12 protein-coding genes and 3 pseudogenes are annotated in these 19,438 nt (G+C 61.2%); 10 read left to right on the forward strand and 5 right to left on the reverse strand.

Translation table 11 applies throughout. The features are described 5' to 3' along the window. Nucleotides 1-17: 17 nt before the first annotated feature. The 8 genes from AC0L3A_RS07830 (at nucleotide 18) to AC0L3A_RS07865 (ending at nucleotide 8,305) form a co-directional block, all read left to right on the forward strand. A complete protein-coding gene (locus AC0L3A_RS07830; RefSeq protein ID WP_473253993.1) occupies nucleotides 18-1,565 on the forward strand; it encodes an ABC transporter substrate-binding protein in 1,548 nt (515 codons plus the stop codon). A 15-nt stretch (nucleotides 1,566-1,580) separates the two neighbouring features. Next, on the forward strand, nucleotides 1,581-2,528 hold the full coding sequence (locus tag AC0L3A_RS07835) for an ABC transporter permease (protein WP_473253995.1): 948 nt from the start codon (nucleotides 1,581-1,583) through the stop codon (nucleotides 2,526-2,528). Then, nucleotides 2,521-3,351: an ABC transporter permease gene (locus AC0L3A_RS07840; protein ID WP_473253996.1), complete on the forward strand. Its 831-nt coding sequence runs from the start codon at nucleotides 2,521-2,523 to the stop codon at nucleotides 3,349-3,351. The genes AC0L3A_RS07835 and AC0L3A_RS07840 overlap by 8 nt, the downstream gene beginning before the upstream one ends. After that, entirely contained in the window at nucleotides 3,348-4,922 is a 1,575-nt protein-coding gene (nikE, locus tag AC0L3A_RS07845) for a nickel ABC transporter ATP-binding protein NikE (protein WP_473253998.1), read from the forward strand. The genes AC0L3A_RS07840 and nikE overlap by 4 nt, the downstream gene beginning before the upstream one ends. A 16-nt stretch (nucleotides 4,923-4,938) precedes the next feature. Next, a complete protein-coding gene (locus AC0L3A_RS07850; RefSeq protein WP_473253999.1) occupies nucleotides 4,939-6,153 on the forward strand; it encodes a M20 family metallopeptidase in 1,215 nt (404 codons plus the stop codon). After that, complete coding sequence (locus tag AC0L3A_RS07855; protein ID WP_473254001.1) at nucleotides 6,144-6,341, forward strand: aminopeptidase P family N-terminal domain-containing protein; 198 nt, start codon at nucleotides 6,144-6,146, stop codon at nucleotides 6,339-6,341. Before AC0L3A_RS07850 ends, AC0L3A_RS07855 begins: the two co-directional genes overlap by 10 nt. A gap of 19 nt (nucleotides 6,342-6,360) precedes the next feature. Further along, nucleotides 6,361-6,975 carry a M24 family metallopeptidase gene (locus AC0L3A_RS07860; RefSeq protein WP_473254002.1) on the forward strand — a complete coding sequence of 205 codons (615 nt, stop codon included), beginning with the start codon at nucleotides 6,361-6,363 and terminating at the stop codon, nucleotides 6,973-6,975. Between the two features lie 487 nt (nucleotides 6,976-7,462). Beyond that, entirely contained in the window at nucleotides 7,463-8,305 is an 843-nt protein-coding gene (locus AC0L3A_RS07865; RefSeq protein ID WP_473254003.1) for a caspase family protein, read from the forward strand. Between the two features lie 759 nt (nucleotides 8,306-9,064). On the opposite strand, the gene AC0L3A_RS07870 is transcribed toward AC0L3A_RS07865, so the two are convergent. The 4 genes and pseudogenes from AC0L3A_RS07870 to AC0L3A_RS07885 form a co-directional block, all read right to left on the reverse strand. Further along, on the reverse strand, nucleotides 9,065-9,835 hold the full coding sequence (locus tag AC0L3A_RS07870; protein WP_473254004.1) for a hypothetical protein: 771 nt from the start codon (nucleotides 9,833-9,835) through the stop codon (nucleotides 9,065-9,067). A gap of 241 nt (nucleotides 9,836-10,076) precedes the next feature. Further along, a complete protein-coding gene (locus AC0L3A_RS07875; RefSeq protein ID WP_051058399.1) occupies nucleotides 10,077-10,484 on the reverse strand; it encodes an AMP-binding enzyme in 408 nt (135 codons plus the stop codon). 12 nt (nucleotides 10,485-10,496) lie between these two features. Further along, nucleotides 10,497-10,607 (reverse strand): annotated as a pseudogene (locus AC0L3A_RS07880) (hypothetical protein); the annotation flags it as partial. A 119-nt stretch (nucleotides 10,608-10,726) separates the two neighbouring features. Then, nucleotides 10,727-10,849: pseudogene (locus tag AC0L3A_RS07885) on the reverse strand (hypothetical protein); the annotation flags it as partial. A gap of 72 nt (nucleotides 10,850-10,921) precedes the next feature. On the opposite strand from AC0L3A_RS07885, the pseudogene AC0L3A_RS07890 reads away from it, so the two are divergent. Next, nucleotides 10,922-11,248 (forward strand): annotated as a pseudogene (locus tag AC0L3A_RS07890) (alpha/beta-hydrolase family protein); the annotation flags it as partial. 794 nt (nucleotides 11,249-12,042) lie between these two features. Beyond that, a complete protein-coding gene (locus AC0L3A_RS07895; RefSeq protein WP_473254005.1) occupies nucleotides 12,043-17,922 on the forward strand; it encodes an AAA family ATPase in 5,880 nt (1,959 codons plus the stop codon). 738 nt (nucleotides 17,923-18,660) lie between these two features. Here AC0L3A_RS07895 and AC0L3A_RS07900 read toward each other — a convergent pair. After that, nucleotides 18,661-19,437 carry a cyclase family protein gene (locus AC0L3A_RS07900; RefSeq protein ID WP_007592612.1) on the reverse strand — a complete coding sequence of 259 codons (777 nt, stop codon included), beginning with the start codon at nucleotides 19,435-19,437 and terminating at the stop codon, nucleotides 18,661-18,663. Nucleotide 19,438: the final 1 nt, after the last annotated feature.

Genomic DNA, 19,438 nt, shown 5'->3' on the forward strand with positions numbered 1-19,438 from the left:
TCAAGGAGCACGCATCTATGCTGTCCCTCACGCGCCGTCTTTTTCTTGCAGGAACCGCGATCAGCCTCGCCGGTCTACCCAGAATCGGCTTCGCCGAAGCCCCGAAGCGCGGCGGCGTGCTCCGGATGTCAGTCGACCAGGCCGCATCGGTCATCCATCCGATGCTGGCGCGCGTGAACCCGGAATATCTCGTCACCGAACTGCTCTACTCCAACCTCACCCGGCTGAAGCCGGACATGACCGTCGAGCCGGATCTCGCGATGTCCTGGGAGCCCAACGCGACGTTGACCGAGTGGACCTTCAAGCTGCGCCCGGGCGTGACGTTTCATGACGGTTCGCCGCTGACCGCCGACGATGTCGTCGCCACCATCAATGCCGTCCTCGATCCGAAGACGGCTTCGCCCGGCCGCACCAATGTCGGTCCGATCAAGGACGTCGCCGCGGTCGATCCGCTGACCGTCAAGTTCACGCTCACAGGCGCCTATGCCGACCTGCCGGTCGCACTCACCTATCTCAACGCACGCATCGTTCCGGCCAAGGTCGTCGCCGGCGACCTCGCGAGCCTCTCGACCACCGCCAACGGCACCGGCCCATTCAAGCTGGCATCCTACGAGCCCGATCGCCGGATCGTCGTCGAACGTAACCCCGCTTATTATGATCCGGCGCGGCCCTACCTCGACCGGATCGAGCTGCTGGTCTATCCGGACCGCACCGCCGAAGCGTCTGCAATGATCTCCGGTGAGATCGATCTGTTGCTCACGACCGCGCCGGGCGAATATGAGCGCCTCGCCAAGGCCAATGGCGTCAAGGCGCTGCGCACCCCATCCGGCCAGTTCCTGAACATCAACCTCGGATGCGACCAGAAGCCGTTCAACGACGTGCGCGTCCGCCAGGCCTTGGCCTTAGTGGTGGATCGCGAGGCAACCGTGGGCTTCGTCGCGGGCGGCTATGGCACGCCAGGCAACGACACGCCGTTGAGCTCCGCCTACCACTTCTACAAGAACATTCCGCTGAAGAAGCCCGACATCGCCAAGGCGAAGAAGCTACTGTCCGACGCGGGCTATCCCAACGGCATCGATTTGACGCTGGTCGCGTCCGACAGGCCGCCAACCCGCACGCAGCTTGGCGTCGCGATCCGCGAGATGGCGGCCGCGGCGGGCTTCCGCATCAACGTGCAGACCATGCCGCATGCCACCTATCTCGACCAGGTCTGGAAGAAAGGTAATTTCTACGTCGGCTTCTACAACATGCAGCCGACCGCCGACGCCGTCTTCAAGCTGCTCTACACATCCGACGCGGCCTGGAACGAGACCCACTGGAACAACGCGGAGTTCGACGCCGTCATCAATACAGCCCGCGTCGAGACCGATGAAGCGAAGCGCACCGCGCTCTATGCGAAGGCACAGGACATGATGAACGCCGAGGTCCCCTCGGTGATTTCGGCGTTCTTCGACCTGCTAGCGGCACAACGGTCCTACGTCGAAGGATACGCTCTCCATCCACGCGGCTCGGTGTTCCGCCTCGACATGGTCTCGCTCGGCGCCGGCGCGCCGAAGCGCGCCTGACGCCGGAGACGCTCGGTGTCGCTGGCCTGGTTTGCGCGCCGTTTAATGCTGATGGTCTACACCGTCATCGTGGTCTCGATGCTGGTGTTCGCCATCACGCAGGTTTTGCCGGCGGATGCGGCCCAGTCGCTGCTCGGGGAAAATGCGACGCCCGAAGTGCTGGCCGCGCTCCGGGCGAAGCTCGGGCTCGGCGATCCGGCCTGGCTGCAATATGGGCGCTGGGCCCGCCACGTCTTCTCCGGCGATTTCGGCGTCTCGATGCGCACGAGCCTGCCGGTCGGCCCGGAAATGCTGGCGGCGCTGTCGCGCTCGCTGCTGCTTGCCGTATCAGCCATCCTGGCCACGCTGGCCATTGCCGTGCCGCTCGGCGTGGTCGCGGCGCTGCGGCAAGGCAGGCTCACCGACACGGCCGTCAGCCTCATTGCCTATCTCGGGGTCTCGCTTCCCGAATTCGTCACCGCGACGCTGCTTGCCCTGCTGCTGGCCGATACGTGGCATTGGCTGCCGGCCACCGGCTACGTCTCCCCACTCGAGGATTTCGGCGGCGGCATCCGTCATCTGGCGTTGCCGGTGCTCACTGTCTCGATGATCCTCGTCGCGCATGTCATGCGCATGATGCGCTCCGAGACGCTCGACGTGCTGAAATCGGACTATATCCGCGCCGCGCGCCTGAAGGGCCTGCCGGAACGCACGGTGCTGTTTCGTCACGCCCTGCGCAACGCGCTGTTGCCGGTCGTCACCATCATCGCGCTCGACGTCGGCTATTTGCTCGGCGGCATCATCGTGATCGAGGAGATCTTTGCCATTCCCGGCATCGGGCGCGCGCTGATGGTCGCCATCACCACGCGCGACCTGCCCTCGATCCAGGCGGGTGCGTTGATCATGGCCGCGACCTATGCCGTCACTAACACCGTGGCCGACATGGCCTATGCGTTTCTCGACCCGCGGATCCGCTATGACTGAGCTGTTCATCCGCCTGATGCGAAAACCACAGGGTTTTATCGGAATCGTGCTGCTGGCGCTGATCGCGGCCGTCTGCCTGTTCGGGCCCGCATTGGCGCCCTATGCGCCGGAGAAGATCGATTTTCTCGGCCGGTTTCGCGCACCCGGCTGGCAGAACTGGCTCGGCGCCGATCAATTCGGCCGCGACATCCTGAGCCGCCTGATGGTCGGCGCGCGTTCGACCGTGCCGCTCGCTTTCATCGCCACCTTTGTCGGCAGCGCCGCCGGGGCGACCATCGGCGTTGGCTCGGCCTATCTCGGCGGACGGACCGACGAAGCCATCATGCGCACGATCGACGCCGTGATGGCGATCCCGGGCCTGCTGATGGCCCTGTTGCTGGTCTCAACGCTCGGCAACGGCGCCAGCAATGCCGTCATTGCCATCGCGGTGGCCTTTGCGCCGGGCATGGCGCGGGTGACCCGCTCGGCCGCGCTCAACGTACGCAATCAGGACTATGTCAAGGCCGCCATCGCGCGTGGCGAGGGAGCGCCCTGGATCATCTTCCGCGAGATGTTGCCGAACGTCATGGCGCCGATCGTGATCGAATCCACCATCCGCGTGTCCTTCGCCGTCATGCTGTTCGCAACGCTGAGCTTTCTCGGCGTCGGCGCCCAACCGCCCGCATCCGAATGGGGGCTCATGGTGGCGGACGCACGCCAGTACATGCATCAGGCGCCGTGGGGGTTGATCGCGCCCTCGGCCGCGATCGCACTCACCGCCATTGCCTTCAACCTGGTCGGCGATGGTCTTCGCGACGCCCTCAATCCGAAGGACGAGCGGTGACCTCCGTACTTTCGATCCAGAATTATACGCTCGACTACAACACGTCCGCTGGACCGGTACGTGTGCTGCATGACATTTCGCTGCAGATCGGACCAGGCGAAGTGCTGGGCCTTGTCGGAGAATCCGGCTCCGGAAAGAGCTCGCTCGCCTGGGCGCTGATGCGCCATTTGCCGGGCAATGCCCGCGAAGTTGCCGGCTCGTTGCGCCTCGGCGACATCGACCTGCAACGATTGAGCCCACGCGAGCTCACCAGCATGCGCGGACGCCGGCTCGGCATGGTGTTTCAGGATCCCTCGACCTCACTCAACCCGACGCTCACCATCGGTCGTCAAATCACGGAAGCCTTGATCCAGCACCGCGGCCTCAAACCGCGCGACGCTGACGCGCTCGCCATCGATCTGCTTGGCCACGTCGATCTCAACAATCCTGCCGCGATCATGCGGCGCTACCCTCACGAGATCTCCGGCGGGGAAAAACAGCGCGTGATTATTGCCACTGCCTTCGGCTGCCGGCCCGACGTCATCCTGTTCGACGAGCCGACCACGGCACTCGACGTCATCACAGGCGCGCGCATCCTCGAACTGTTCGCGCGACTACGCCGGGAGACGGGCGTTGCCGCGCTCTATATTTCCCACGATCTGGCACTCGTGACGCGCGTCGCCGACCGGGTCGCAGTCCTGGAGCGCGGCCGCCTGGTCGAGCAGGCGCCGGCGGCCGACATCTTCCGCGCGCCGCGCCATGCCAACACGCGCGCACTTGTGGACGCCGTGCCTAGACCGGAACGTCGTCTTGTCCATGACAACCCGCGCGACCAAGTCCTTCTCGCGGCCTCCGAGATCGAGGTCCGATATGGCAGCGGCGGGCTGTTCCGCGACGCACCGCCCCCGGCCACAAAAAAGATCGGGCTTGAGGTTCGTGGCGGCGAGATCCTCGGTCTCGTCGGCGAGTCCGGCTCTGGCAAGTCTTCGATGGCGCGGGCCCTAACCGGGCTTGCGCACTTCTCAGGCAAGATCACCTTCGACGAGCACGAGATCCACGGTATACGCGACATGGACGCCGTTTACCGCCGCGACGTGCAGATCATCTTCCAACACCCCGATGCCTCGCTCAATCCGCGTCACAGGATCGATGAGATCCTGTCGCGTCCTCTCAAGCTCTACGGCGGCCATCTTGCGGATATTCCCCACCTGCTCGACCAGGTGCGCCTGCCCCAATCCTACGCCAACCGCTGGCCGCATCAGCTTTCGGGCGGCGAGAAGCAACGCGTCGCCATCGCACGGGCCTTTGCCGCACGGCCGAAGCTCGTGATCTGCGACGAAATCACCGCGCCGCTGGATGTCTCCGTACAAGCACAGATCATCGAATTGCTGCTGGCGTTGCGCGCCGCGACCGGAACCGCTTTTCTCTTCATCACCCACGATCTCAACCTCGTCCGTCAAATCGCCCACCGCATCGCCGTTATGCGCCGGGGCGAGATGGTCGACCTGTTGCCGGTCGAGGATTTCGACGCAGACCACGTTCATCCCTATACCCGCGAACTGATGGCCGCCTTGCCCATACCGGTCGGGTGACGACAAGGATTTCCCCATGGATCACGACACTCTTCTCGCCCGGATCGATGTGCCCGCCGCCGTCGACCTCCTGTCACGCATGGTGCAGCACAAGAGCTACTCCAAATCGGACGGCGAGAAGCAACTCGCAGCTTTCATGGCTGGCCGCATGCGCGAGATCGGCCTCGAGACCGAGCTCGCCGCCTTCGGCAGCGAGGGGCGCGTCAATGCCGTCGGCCGATGGAAGGGTGCGGGCGGCGGCAAGAGCCTGATGTTCAACGGCCATCTCGACACCAACCCGGTGACCGAGGGCTGGACCGTCGATCCCTGGGCAGGCAAGGTCGACGACGCCTTCATCTACGGCATCGGCGTTTCCAACATGAAGGCCGGCGACGCTGCCTACTTCTGCGCGGTCAAGACGCTGATCGACGCCGGCGTCAAACTCAGGGGTGACGTCATCCTCACCTACGTGGTGGGCGAGCTGCAAGGCGGCGTCGGCACCTACTCGCTGGTCGAGCAGGGACTTCGCGCCGACTATTTCATCAACTCCGAGCCGACCGACCTGAAGGCGATGACGATGCACGCCGCGGCCTTCATGTTCATCATCGAGCTGACCGGCGATACCCGTCATCTGTCCAAGCGCGAAGAGGCGGTCGACGCCATCACGGCGGCCTGTGACCTCATCCCGCGCCTCAATGCGATGAAGTTTTCCGGCGCGCTATCGCCTGAGCATGAACGGATCAACCGCGTCCATGTCGGCGTCGTCCACGGCGCACTCGGGCGCGAGCTGCACGAATGGCGTACCCCGCAGGTTGCGGACTTCGTGCGGATCAAGGGCTCGGGCCGCTATGCGCCGGGGCAGACCGAGGCCGGCGCGATGGCCGACATGCGTCGCGAGCTCGATGCGCTTGAAGCACGTTTTCCCGGCCTCAAGGCCGAGGTCATGTCGGAGGACCGCTCTGGCGTGCCGACCATGCCGCCGTTCGAGGTGGCGCGCACGAGCCCGATCGTGGAGGCCGTCAACCGCGCCTATCGCGCGGTGCGCGGAGAGGATCAGCCGACGGGAGCCGTAGCGCCGAGCTGCTTCTACGGCACCGACGCCGGGCATCTGCATTATTTCGGCGGGATGGAAGGCATCGTCTGCGGGCCCGGCGGCCGCTACAACACCATGCCCGACGAGCGGGTCGACATCGTCGACTTCGTCGACATGATCCGCATCTACATGCTCGCCATCCTGGAGATTTGCGCCTAGGCGCACTCGAAGGCCGCGTCGGACTCGACGAAGACTCCTACTGCATGCCGCTCTCCCGCTTCAGGCGCCTGTCGGCGCAACTGCCGGACGCGCGCTTTGTCGACGTCTCCGGGGTGATGGCCGAGCTCCGCGCCAGGAAGAGCGCACGAGAGATCGCCGTGCTTCGGCGCGCCGCTAGGATCGGGTGACCTCGGCATTGAAGCTGCTTTGAAGGCATCCGGCGAAGGCCGATCGGCCCGCGACGCGGCGGCGGCCGTCTATCAGGTGTTCATGCAGGAAGGCGCCGACGCGGCGCGCGCGGGTATCATTACCGCCGGTGTCGGCAACGCCTTTTTGCACGGCGGGCTGACCAGCGAGCGGCTCGCCAAGGGCGACATCTTGCATATGGAGCTGCTGCCCTATATCGCCGGCTACAGCGCCCGCCTGATGCGCTCGGCGGTGATCGGAGAGATCGCCCCCTCCCGATCGCAAATCGCCCGGCGCCTGATCAAAATCCAGGACCGGCAATTCAAAGCGATGAAGCCGGGAGCCAGCGCCGCCAGTGTCGACTCACTGGCGAGAGATGCCATGCTCGCCGATGGCCTGCGGCCGGACTATCCCAAGATCACAGGTTATTCGCTCGGCTGCGATCCGGCCCACACACCGCGCACGAGCGACTTCTCACGCGTCTTCCTGCCTACCGCGGACTGGACGCTGGAGGAAGGCATGGTGTTCCACATGTACGTATCCGCCGACGGCCTCGCGCTGAGCGAAACCGTACTGGTGACGGCGACCGGACATGAATGCCTGACGCGCGCACCGCGGCAGATTTTTCGGGTTTAAGTTGCGGGCCTGCAGCGTCGCAACAGCCGCTAACTCAGCTGTCGGAATGACGAATTGTCACTCGCCTGTAAGTCCTTGACTTAACAATGGTGGGCGCACCAGGGCTCGAACCTGGGACCCGCTGATTAAGAGTCAGTTGCTCCGATCCCAGGACGCCGCGTCGTTGATCAAGTAGGCAGCGGGCGTCCCGCCCGCTTCAGAAAGCTTGGCTCCCGTGGGCTGTCGCTAGATTTTTCTTGACCTTCCGGTGCACACGTCGTGCACACGCGGTCCACCAACTACTTGAAAAACCTGAGCTCTCGGTCCAATCCATCATGGGCGCCACAGAAAAGCGATAGTGTTGCGATTTCAATGGTTTACCTTATGCCTTCAATAGGATGAAGCATGAACGTGTGCACTCCAAACTAGCCGAATTTGCACACGTTTGTACCTGTTTTGACCTCTCAGTGCACACGTAGCGCACACGAATTGGGGAGTGCACAGGGCCGTGGCCAGCTTCACGCAATTGTCTTCCGGGAACTGGCGCGTCCAGGTCCGCCGCAAGAACCGCTACGTGTCAGAGACTTTCCGCCGGCGCAAGGACGGCGAGGACTGGGCGCTCGATATGGAGCGCAACATCGACCGCAGTGGATCACCAAAACCGAAGGCTGCTGTGCAGGCTCGAACGTTCGGCGACATCATCGACCTTCACGTCGAGGACACCCTTGCAGCCATCCGCGACCTGCTCACTTCAACACTTGATGCAGCAGGACCTGAAGACACGGTCATTCTGAGTTTCGCAGGCCATGGTACCCATGACCATCGTCTAGTCACTCATGACACGCAATTTTCTGACCTAGCCGCCACGACTCTCCCAATGGATGAGCTAGGCCGTCGATTCAAGGTCTCACGCGCAAAGGCCGTCATTTGTTTCCTCGATCGTTGCTTTAGTGGTGGCGCCCCGGCGCGCGTTCTCGAAGGTAGCCCAATTCCTCGCGACGCTGGGTCAGCCTTTGTGGAGATTACCGGTAATGGGCGCGTTCTATTCGCTGCGTGCGGTGTGACCGAAGAGGCGCTTGAGGATCCGATTTCTCAACATGGGCTTTTTACCCAAGCAATCATCGCGCTCCTTCAGGAGGGCGATATCGCAAACAGTTTTGTAAAGCTGGTTCATGACACTACCGTACGAGTGCGCGCGGATGCTGCGCGATTTGGATACGTGCAAACCCCAGTTATGTTTGGTCACGTTGAAGGGGAAATAGCGGTTCCGGCATTGCGGCCTGGCACCGAATACAATGCATTATTCCCGGACGCTTCGTCTGTTCAGGTAGGGATACTGTTGAAGAAGTAGCCGTTGAGGAAGCTCACACGCCTCGCGCGAATGATGGCAGCACGGCTCACCTACAACCCAAAACTGCGACTAATCTGCCGCACAAGCCTGCGCGCAGCGTCAGTATTTCGACCATAGGAAGAGCGCCTGATCGAGCTGCGAAAGAATGGTCAGCCCAAATAGCGCGATAGCAAAACCTCTAAACATGGTGGTGGACCGGGTTGCCCCGGCTCCGAGGGATTGGGGGAGCTGGGGCGCGACTGCATTGCCCACTTTGGGGCCGTGTGCCGGGAACATTCGGTAATCGGCGAAGCGTTCCAACGCCGCACCGTCGCTAGCGGCCTCTGCCAGAGCCTCGGACGAAGTCAAGGGGAGGCTAAAGTTCGCGTGCCACAACTTCAAAGAGATGAACGGACTGGGGAAACTGGAAAACGCGTATGCCGCGATGGCGCTCGCGAACGGGACGGAGCGGTTTCGACAGTGATCAGTACGCTCCGCTCCGCTTCGAGCACGCGGGCCCGAAGACACTCCAGTTCGGACAATTGAGACGTAAGCTGTTCTAGACGCTCATGCAGCCGCACAATGGCGTCAGCCGCTGGACCGGGATATTCACGCATGTCGTGTAACCCCCAACCAAGCCTTCTAACAAGCTTGGATCATGGCCCGCCGGTGGACCAATCGGGAAAATGATGCAACGGAGACTGAAATCCGCCGACGTTGTTCCAGCATCCACATATGTGAATCGTATGTTGCTGTTGGAAGTTAATTCGGCGGAGTGCATCAGGCGCCGCGCGAAGGCGCAGCCGAACCGTCCGGTGGTGAGCGCCATTCCGCGGCGATGCAGGGCTTTACGTGGTCGACCTGTCCCGGCTCAGCGACCCGGCTCTTCTCGCCAGTGGTCCGAACAAGAGACGCGGCGCTGGCTGGGATTTCGTCCATTCCCGCGTCGCCTTCTCCGCGCCCGGACGAACTCGAAGACGAAGAGCCGCTAGTGTATGAAGAGCTCCTAGGCGAAGTGCGTCTCGAGGAAGACCGTCCTGTGCGAGTTGATCCCGATAAACGACCGGCTTCTTCGCTGGTGGTGAAATCGCTCAGCTCGTAAAGGGGAACGATCTTGCCGCAGGATTCGCAATGTCCTGTGGCGTACTCGGCCTCGTCCGACTCTGCTTCATCGGCATCGCCTAGCTGTTCTTCCAAATCTTCGAATGTTTGAAAAGCTGGGTCTGGTTCGTACTCGATAAATCTCGCGCCGCCCCTCTTAGGCGTGTGGTAGCCGTATCCTCTGGCGCGAGGCACCTCTTCGAGCATGTCAGCGTAGGGTTTGTTCCACCAGAACATCATCGGCTCCTCCTTTGAGGAACGTCCGACTTTGAACACCGCAGCTTCGCTCAGGTAGACGCCCTTGTCTTGATTAGCTCCGCTAAGCTTTTCCGCCTCACGCATTGCTTCATCGAAATCATCGAAGGTGCCAGCGTCCGTGTATTCCGCGTCTCCCGATAAGGGTGCGAGCGTTAAAACGAAGTAGCCCCGATTGGATGACCCGGCAGACATCAGTTCCTCAATTTCATTTTCTTGAGCGAATTACGTCCTTATGCCAAGATTCTGAGGTGACTGCAAAGACTGCCCGCGCCGGTGGCGGAACGCTTCAAGGCGCTGTATCCAGAACCGGACAGATAAGAAAGACTTTCCGACAGTGGCACAGGAAAAAGTTGCGGAAGCGCTTAAATCAATCTTCCACGGCATTACATAGCTGAAGCAGAATTTCTCAAACAGGCAATTTACGATAGATGGCCTAAACTATGCGCGCTTCCTCGAAATTGGCGTGGCGGGCCAACCCGACGACTACATTCTTTGGACAGGCGCGGACCTTCCCAACGCCTTTGCAGATCCCGCTTCGCAGCAGTTGGACGAACGCAACGACTTCCTCGTTGCCATCGACAGATCGTCCCACCACGGCCGATTGCACGACCTGATCGTGCGCATTCAGAACCGCCTCGACCTCGGCGGGGTAGACGTTGAACCCGGAGCGAATGATGAGTTCTTTGGTGCGGCCGGCGATGTAGAGATGGCCCTCACCGTTCACCCGGGCGAGATCCCCTGTGTTGAACCGGCCCTGGCTGTCGATCGCCGCCGCCGTCAGCTCCGGAGCACGATAGTAGCCCAGCATCACGTTGGGGCCGCGAACGTGCAGCTCGCCCACTTCGCCGATCGCAACCGTCCTGCCTTGCCCGTCCACGATCCGGTGCTCGATACCGGGAAGAAAGGGGCCAACCGACTCGTCTGGAACAGGTCTGAGCGGACACCGGAGAGACCCGGTGAACATTCGGTAATGCCATAATTGTTCAGGAGCGGAATACCAAGCTCGTCCTCGATCTGGATGCCCTTGACCGCCTTGTATTCGAGCAAGCGCTGATACGTGGCCGGCACGCCGAACAGGCTGGTGATCCCTTCCTCGGCGATGGCATGAGCGAGCGCAGCCGGATCGGCCTTGGCGATGACGTGCAAGGTGCTGCCGTGCATCAGCGTCGAAATCAGCAGAATGGAACAGCCGACGATGTGGGACATCGGCAGCACGCCGTAGGTGCGGTCGGATGGACGATTTTGGCGAAGCAGTCCGGAAACTCGCCCGGCCACCAGCAGGTTGCAAGTGACCCGATCGTATTCTTCGATTATCGGTACGCCTACCGGCGCCCGGCCTAGATGAATGCACCGCGCGGTCCGGACGTTTCGCCTGAACTTCGATGGTATCCGGTCGTGACCATGCTGCAGATCGCCGTTGACATGGCGGTCGCAACCGGCACGCCCTTCGGTTATGGCCATGTCTACGCGCCAGAACACTATCCCGATGCATGGGTTGCGGTGGCCAATCTCCGAAATTGGCCGGCCGAGGCACTTGGAAGACTTAAGAGTCATCTCGGAAGGGCTGCGAACGTCTCTGCCGGCGTCTGCGGCGACAATCCCTAATTCGACAGGGAAAGATAATGGCCGCTCGCGTTGCGCTCAATGCCTCGGCACCGAGAATTAATCACTCGGCCATCTGCACCGCTTTTCACTTCGACAAGATCAAGTTGACCTCAGCTTTGTCAACGATATCGGCGAGTGCGAGGAATTCTTCGCTGATCGTTCAAGCTGTGGTGCAGGCGGGTTGGGTTTGCTGCTCCATCACACCTTCGATCTGCATCGCCCGCCAGCCATTCTGCAGTGGCGCACACATCCGCTTCTCTTTCGCCTGCCTCCGCCGCCTTTAGAGAGATTTTGTTTGATGTCCCAGTGCACACGACGCCAACTAACAAATGCTCTGAATTCTGAATGATGGTGGACATTAACAACGGATTGCTACCATAGAGTGGGATGAAGGCGACCGGAATCAAAGGCGGTGCGCGTCCGCTTTATGAGCCAATCAGCTCGTGGGCCGCACCGCATAGCAATCCGGTGCCCAGACCACACCTGAGCCGCAGAAGCCGTTCGCATTCGAGTCGGTCCGGACGGCCAGCAGAAGTTGTGACGACGCATCGGGCAGCATATTTCGAGTTCGATACGCAGCTGAATTCGCCCGCCGGCTCGCGCGCGAACACGGTTGGTGTCCGGCTAGCGGCGCTTCGGCTTTCTCGCCGTCATCTGCCTGGCGCCGCAGCTTACGCTGGGCAGAAGCCCGCTTTTATGGCAGTGTCGATGTAGCCACAGAGCGCAACACAGTACCTCCTCGCCCGATATTGGTCACGCGGAGGCTTCGGGGTTGAACCCAGCGTTTTGGGTTGATGCGCATGGATAGCCGGTTCCAAGTGCTATGGGAGGACGATGACCGCATCTTTTGCCGGCCATTGCGTCCGGCTTCCGATGGCGCCTGCAGAACTGTATTGGCCGTACTTCCCAAGGCGAAACACGCTTCGTCCGGCCTCCTCGATCGTCTTGATCACGAGTTTGCGCTGAAAGACCAATTAGATGAGACTTGGGCAATGCGGCCGCTCGGGCTGGAGTGCGATGGTGACCGTCCAGTGCTGCTGCTCGAGGATCCTGGTGGCCAGCCGCTCGAACAGTTGCTTGGTGCGCCCATGGACATCGGACGCTTTCTGCAGCTCGCGATCGGCATCGCCGCAGCCCTGAACAAGGTGCACCAACGCGGCCTCGTCCACAAGGACGTGAAGCCGGCGCATATTATGGTGAACTGCGAGGACGGACGGGTCCGGTTCACCGGGTTCGGTATCGCCTCGCGCCTCGCCCGCGAGCGACGCGCCCCTGGGCCGCCGGAATTCATCGTGGGCACGCTGCCCTATATGGCTCCCGAACAGACCGGATGGATGAACCGGTCGATCGATTTCCGGAGTGACCTCTATTCACTTGGCGTTACGCTCTATCAGATGCTGACCGGCTCGTTGCCGTTCTCAGCGGCACATTCCATGGAGTGGGTGCATTGCCACATTGCGCGAAAGCCAGTGGCGCCCGGCGAGCGGGTAAGCACCGTACCGGCTGCAATCTCGACCATAGTCCTCAAGCTGCTCGCCAAATCCGCCGAGCAACGCTACCAGAGCGCTTCAGGTCTCGAACATGATCTACGCCGCTGCCTGATTGAATGGGAAACCGGAGGCCGCGTCGAAGAGTTCGCGCTCGCACAATACGACACGCCCGACCGACTGCGGATCCCTGAGAAGCTCTACGGACGGGACCGCGAGATTGAAGCCATGCTGGCCGCCTTTGACCGGATGATCAAGAGCGGCGCGCCGGAATTGATGCTGGTTACCGGCTATTCCGGCGTTGGTAAATCCTCGGTAGTCAATGAGCTCCATCGTCGCCTTGTTCCGTCCCACGGGCTGTTCGCATCAGGCAAGTTCGACCAGTACAAACGCGATATTCCCTATTCAACGGTAGTGGAGGCTTTTCAGAGTCTCGTGCGGTTCCTTCTGAGCAACAACGAAGCCGAGCTGACGCACTGGCGCCAAGCGCTTCGTGGTGCGCTGGGCGCCAATGGACGACTTGTTACCGATCTGATCCCTGAATTGCGCTTGATCATCGGAGAGCAGCCACCCGTCCCTGAGCTCCCTCCGCAGCAAGCACAGAACCGCTTCCGTCTCGTGCTCCGGCGCTTCATAGGGGTATTCGCACAGTCCGAGCATCCATTGGCGTTGTTCCTCGACGATCTCCAGTGGGTCGATGCCGCCACGCTCGATCTGATTGAGGACCTTTTAACCCGCTCCGAACTGCAATACCTGATGCTGATCGGCGCCTTTCGCGACAACGAGGTCACCGTCGCTCATCCATTGTGGTACAGGCTTGAGGCCATAAAGAGTTCTGGCGCTAACGTGCAGCAGATCATTCTAGCGCCGCTTGCCAGCTCACACATTTCGCGTTTGATTTCCGATGCTCTTCGCTGCGATTCGACGCGTGCCGCGCCACTCGCGAAGTTGATTCACGATAAGACGGCTGGCAACCCATTCTTTGTGATTCAATTCCTTCAGGCGCTTGCCGAAGAGGGATTGGTCCGCTTCGATCACGACGCACGGTGCTGGTGCTGGGATCTCGCTCGCATTCACGTCAAGGGCCACACCGACAATGTCGTGGATCTGATGATCGCAAAGCTGACCCGCCTGCCTGCCGAGACGCAGATCACGCTGCAGCGGCTGGCCTGTCTCGGCAACATCGCCGACACGAGGACAATTTCGATCGTCCTCGGTCGCTCCGAGCAGCGGGTACACGCGGATCTGTGGGAGGCCATTCGCCAGGAATTGGTCGAGCACCAGCCAGGAGTGTATCGGTTTGTCCACGATCGAGTGCACGAAGCCGCCTACTCGCTGATTGCGGATGATCAACGCGCGGCGCTGCATTTGCGAATCGGTCGGGAGCTGCTGGCGCAGACCCCCCGGGAGAAGTGGGAGAGGGCTATTTTCGAGATCGTCAACCAGCTCAACCGTGGCGAGCCCTTGATCACCTCGCGAGACGAACGCGAGCAACTCGCAGAGCTTAATCTGACAGCCAGCCTGCGCGCGTGGGGGGCGGCGGCCTACGCGGCATCGCTCAACTATGCCGCTGCCGGTGCCGCGTTGTTACCAGACGACTGCTGGGAGCAACGCCAGCAGCTTGCCTTTGCGTTCGAGTTGCATCGCGCCGAATGCGAGTTCGTGACTGGCTCGGTCCTGGAGGCAGAACAGCGCTTGCAGGAGCTGACGACGCGAACCGCGACCGCCGCCGACCTTGCTGTCGTCGCGCGCCGCCGGGTGGATCTGTATACGGCGCTCAGTGAGCCGGACCGCGCGGTTAGCGCCGGTCTCAGCTATCTGGAACAACTCGGGATTCGATGGGTAGTCCACCCAAGCGATGATGACGTCCGACGCGAATACGAGCACGTCCGATCTCGGCTCGGGAATCGGTCGGTCGAGGAGCTATTGGATCTGCCGTTGATGAGTGATGCACTCGCACTAGCGACCATAGATCTTTTGACGGCGCTCATGCCGCCGGCGTTTTTCACTGATGCGAACCTTCGCTCGCTGGTGGCCCTAAAAGCGGTGGAGATCAGCCTCGAGTGGGGGAACAACGATGCTTCATGCGTTCCTTACGTCATGTTCGGCGCCATTGCCGGCGCGCGCTTCGGCGACTATCAGGCGGGCCTTCGATTCAGCCGTATCGGCACTGAGCTGGTCGAGCGGCGCGGATTTTCGCGCGTGCACGCCAGGACCTACCTGAACTATGGCAACCTTGTCCTTTCATGGACCAAGCACCTCCAGCATGCCCGAGACGCCTTTCAGCGCGCATTTGAGGCCGCGAGCAGCAGTGGCGACGTCACGTTCGCGGCCTTCAGTTGCGCCAGCTTGAATACGAATTTCCTTGCGGCGGGCGATGCGCTTGCAGAAGCGCAGCGCGAAGCCGAGCACGGGTTGCAGTTGAGCAAGAAGGCGAAGTTTGCGTTGGTGGCCGACATCATAATGCCGCAGCTTGGGCTAATCCGTATGCTGCGCGGCCTGACGCGGCGTTTCGGCGCTCTGCACGACGACCCGTCCGACGAGCTTCGGTTCGAACGGAGTTTGGCCGCCGATCCGGCATTCGCGCTGCCCGAGAGCTGGTATTGGATCCGCAAGCTGCAAGCGTGCTTCTTTGCCGGCGACTATTCGCCGGCCGTCGACGCCGCATCGAAGGCGCGGAGACTGCCGTGGTCACCACCGCAGCTACTCGAGACGGTGGAATACGAGTTCTATGCAGCGCTATCGCACGCTGCATGCTGGAATTCGGCACACCCCGAACAACGTCAAGGGCACCTTGAGGCCTTGACTGGGCACCACACGCAGCTCGATTTGTGGGCGCAGAATTGCCCGGAGAATTTCGCGGATCGCGCTATTCTAACGGGCGCCGAGATCGCCCGTCTCCAAGGCAGAGAACTGGACGCGGAGCGTCTCTATGAACAAGCCATCCGCTCCGCTCGCGACAACGGCTTCGTCCACCACGAGGCGATCGCTTATGAATTGGCCGCGCGGTTTTACGGCGCGCGTGGTTTCGAAGAATTTGCTGGCATCTATTTGCGGAGAGCGCGCGACTGCTATGTTCGTTGGGGGGCAGACGGCAAAGTGCGGCAACTTGAGGATATGCACCCGCACCTCAGGGAGGCGAGATCAGAGCCAGGCCCGATGAGCACGATTGGAGCGCCGATCGAGCATCTCGACCTCGCCACTGTCATCAAGGTGTCGGAAGCGGTGTCAGGTGAGATGGTGCTGGAGACGCTTATCGAGACGCTCATGCGCACTGCCATCGAACAAGCAGGGGCTGAACGCGGTCTGCTGATCCTGTCGCACGACACCGAGCCGCGCATTGAAGCGGAAGCCACGACAACCGGCGATAAAGTTACTGTTGAACTGCGCAATACAGCGGTGACCGCGGATCTCCTTCCCGAATCCGTTCTCCATTACGTACTGCGAACCAGAGAGTGCGCGGTTCTCGGGGATGCCACGGTCCAGCCTCCCTTTGCCACGGACCCCTACGTTAATCAGCGCAACGCTCGTTCCATTCTCTGCATGCCCCTGATCAACCGTGCGAAAGTTATCGGCGTGCTTTACCTCGAGAATACACTGACGCCCTACGTTGTTGCACCGGCGCGAATTGCGGTGCTGAAGCTGCTCGCCTCACAGGCAGCAATCGCGCTGGAAAATGCGGCTTTGTACCGCGATCTCGGAGAACGGGAAGCGAAAATCCGACGCCTTGTCGATGCCAACATCATCGGAATCATCATCTGGGAGCTTGAAGGTTCGATTCTGGAGGCCAACGATGCGTTTCTCAGCATCGTGGGATACGACCGTGAGGATCTCGTCTCGGGCCGCCTGCGCTGGACTGACCTGACGCCGCCTGAATGGCTCGACCGCCACGAGCGATGGTGGATCCCGGAACTAAAAAAGATGGGTAGCGTGCAGCCGTTCGAGAAAGAGTATTTCCGCAAGGACGGAAGCCGCGTGTCGGTGTTGATCGGCATGGCTGCGTTCGACGAACAACGAGACCAGGGCGTCTCCTTTGTCGTTGACCTGACGGAGCGCAAACGATCGGAAGTGGCTCTGCAGGAGAGCGAGGAGCGTTTCCGGACTCTCGTACAGTTCTCTTTCGACGTGTACTGGGAATCCGATGCGCGGCATCGTTTCATTCGCCAGGAATTCGCCGAAGGCATGGTCGACGCACCCGCGTCGGGCTCTGAACTTGGTAAGACGCGCTGGGAAGTGCCCTACTTGGAGCCCGACGAGGAGGCTTGGCGCAAGCATCGGGAGACGCTCGATGCCCACCTTCCGTTCCGCGATTTCGAGCTCGCGCGCCCTACGCCCGATGGCGGCAAGCGCTACGTGTCCGTCTCCGGGCTGCCGGTGCTCGACAAGTCCGGGCACTTCATCGGTTATCGCGGCGTTGGACGGCACATCACCGAACAGAAGCGGGCCGCAGAGGCGCTGCGCGAGATACAGAAGGAGCTTGCGCACGCTAACCGCCTCGCCACCATGGGCGAACTCACGGCCTCGATCGCGCATGAAGTGAGCCAGCCGATTGCCGCGGCATCCATGAATGCCGGTGCGGCCGCGCGATTCCTGGAGAGAAATCCGCCGGATCTTGAGAGGGTCAGGGAATCACTGGACTGGCTTATGAACGATACCGCTCGGGCCAGCGACATCATCCAACGAATTCGCGATCTCGTCAAAAAAGCACCGCCCCGGAAGGATCGCTTGGACATCAATGAGGCGATCAGGGACGTTATTGAGCTTACCCGCGGCGAAGCGATGAAGAACGGCATCTCGGTGCAGACGGAATTTGCAGACAGCTTGCCGCTTGTCGAGGGCGACCGCGTCCAATTGCAACAAGTGGTTCTCAACCTGATTGTCAACGCTGTCCAGGCAATCGGCACGGTCGCGAATGGAGCCAACAAAGTGCTGATCACCACCGCGCAGGCTGCACCGAACGGTGTTCTCGTCGAGGTAAAGGACTCGGGACCGGGGATGAGCTCTGAAACCTTCGAGCACGCCTTCGCGCCCTTCTACACGACGAAGCCCAGCGGTTTGGGGGTGGGACTGTCGATCTGTCGTTCGATTATCGAAGCGCATGCCGGACGCTTGTGGGTGACGCGCAACCAGCCCCACGGCGCAATTTTTCACTTCACCGTACCGGCCCACCCTGCCGACGCTTCTTGATTGTGGCCGGATTGCCGGTTCCAACTTCGAGCACGCACCTCGCGCTTTGCGATCGAGAAGATCAAGTCGATCACAGCCCTGCCGATCCCGGCTGCCGCGGCGGGGATTAAATCACCAAGCTGTCGCAGAACGGTCGAGGGATCACGACGCGACTGGGCAAAACAGGTTGTCCGTTTTGCCCGCCCTAGTATCCTATTCTACGACGAGCGCGTAGTCGGCCTGTACCGTTGAATCTGCACACCGTATCGCATTGCGCGAAGATGCAGAAATAAAGAAAAAGCATAAGTCGCACTGCTATCCGGGGCACGATCGCAAGAAACGTCGCACGAGATCCGCCTTTTTCTGGTCGACCCCATCCGTCTTGGCGCACCAGGGCTCGAACCTGGGACCCGCCAATTAAGAGGCGTATGATTTGCTTGGAAGATCAATGCCCATTCCGACAACTTCACCGCCAGACCTACATTGGACCTACCGTGGGTTTTCTCTTCGTCGGAATGACGGGTCTCAGTTTAACCAGAGCGCGGCGGAACACGGATCTTGACTCGTCGGGGGCTCAAGTCGGGAAACCGCTATCGCTTTTCCCCAACATGACTCAAATCTGCGATATTTCCTGCGATCGTCCGCCCAAACTCAGAAGCATGTCGAACGGTAAGTTCAATGGTGCAAGCGCAACCGGAGACCGACTATTGCTGATGATGGCCATTTGAACCGCGATTGGCGCGCACGGGGCCTGAGAGGCTAGCTCTCCAAAATTGCGACCGCTCGCGTCCATCCTGCAGAGGCTCGCTCAATTTTCACGGGGAAGCATGACACCTTGAAGCCGGTCGACGGCAGCAATTCGAGATTGTGCAGCTTCTCGAGATGGCAATAGCCGATATGGCGGCCGGCCTTGTGACCTTCCCAGATCAGCCTAGCGTCCCTGGTTTCGGCGTATTTCTTCGCGGTATGAACGAACGGCGCGTCCCAGCTCCAGCCGTCGATACCGGTCAGGCGCACACCGCGCTCGAGCAGGTACATGGTTGCTTCATAGCCCATCCCGCAGCCCGACGTGACGTAGTCCTGCCGGCCATATTTGGCACCGGCGCTGGTGTTGACCACGACGATCTCCAACGGCTTCAGCTCATGGCCGATACGCTTGAGCTCGGCCTCGACGTCTTTGGCCGTTGCGACATAGCCGTCGGGCAGGTGCCGGAAGTCGAGCTTCACGCCGGGCTGGAAGCACCATTCCAGCGGCACTTCGTCGATGGTCCAGGAACGCTCGCCGCGATTCATGGTCGGGTGAAAATGCCAGGGTGCGTCGAGATGCGTGCCGTTGTGGGTCGAGAGACTGACCTGTTCCACCGCCCAACCCTGCCCGTCGGGCAGATCCTCGGCCTTCAACCCGTCGAAGAACTGCAGCATGCGCGGCAGGCCCTGCTGGTGGTCGATATACTGGATCGTCGGATGATTGCCGGGCGGGTCGGCCGGCACGTCGTTCTGGAGGGGGACGGAAATGTCGATCAGCTTGGTCGTCATG

The sequence above is a fragment of the Bradyrhizobium sp. MI1.3 genome (assembly GCF_055811695.1).

Excerpts from the sequence above, each read along its gene's own strand:
- AC0L3A_RS07900 (WP_007592612.1), bottom strand. The coding sequence starts at position 19,437 with ATGACGACCAAGCTGATCGACATTTCCGTCCCCCTCCAGAACGACGTG.
- AC0L3A_RS07870 (WP_473254004.1), bottom strand. The coding sequence starts at position 9,835 with ATGTCTGCCGGGTCATCCAATCGGGGCTACTTCGTTTTAACGCTCGCA.
- AC0L3A_RS07830 (WP_473253993.1), top strand. The coding sequence starts at position 18 with ATGCTGTCCCTCACGCGCCGTCTTTTTCTTGCAGGAACCGCGATCAGC.
- AC0L3A_RS07850 (WP_473253999.1), top strand. The coding sequence starts at position 4,939 with ATGGATCACGACACTCTTCTCGCCCGGATCGATGTGCCCGCCGCCGTC.
- AC0L3A_RS07895 (WP_473254005.1), top strand. The coding sequence starts at position 12,043 with ATGCGCATGGATAGCCGGTTCCAAGTGCTATGGGAGGACGATGACCGC.
- AC0L3A_RS07840 (WP_473253996.1), top strand. The coding sequence starts at position 2,521 with ATGACTGAGCTGTTCATCCGCCTGATGCGAAAACCACAGGGTTTTATC.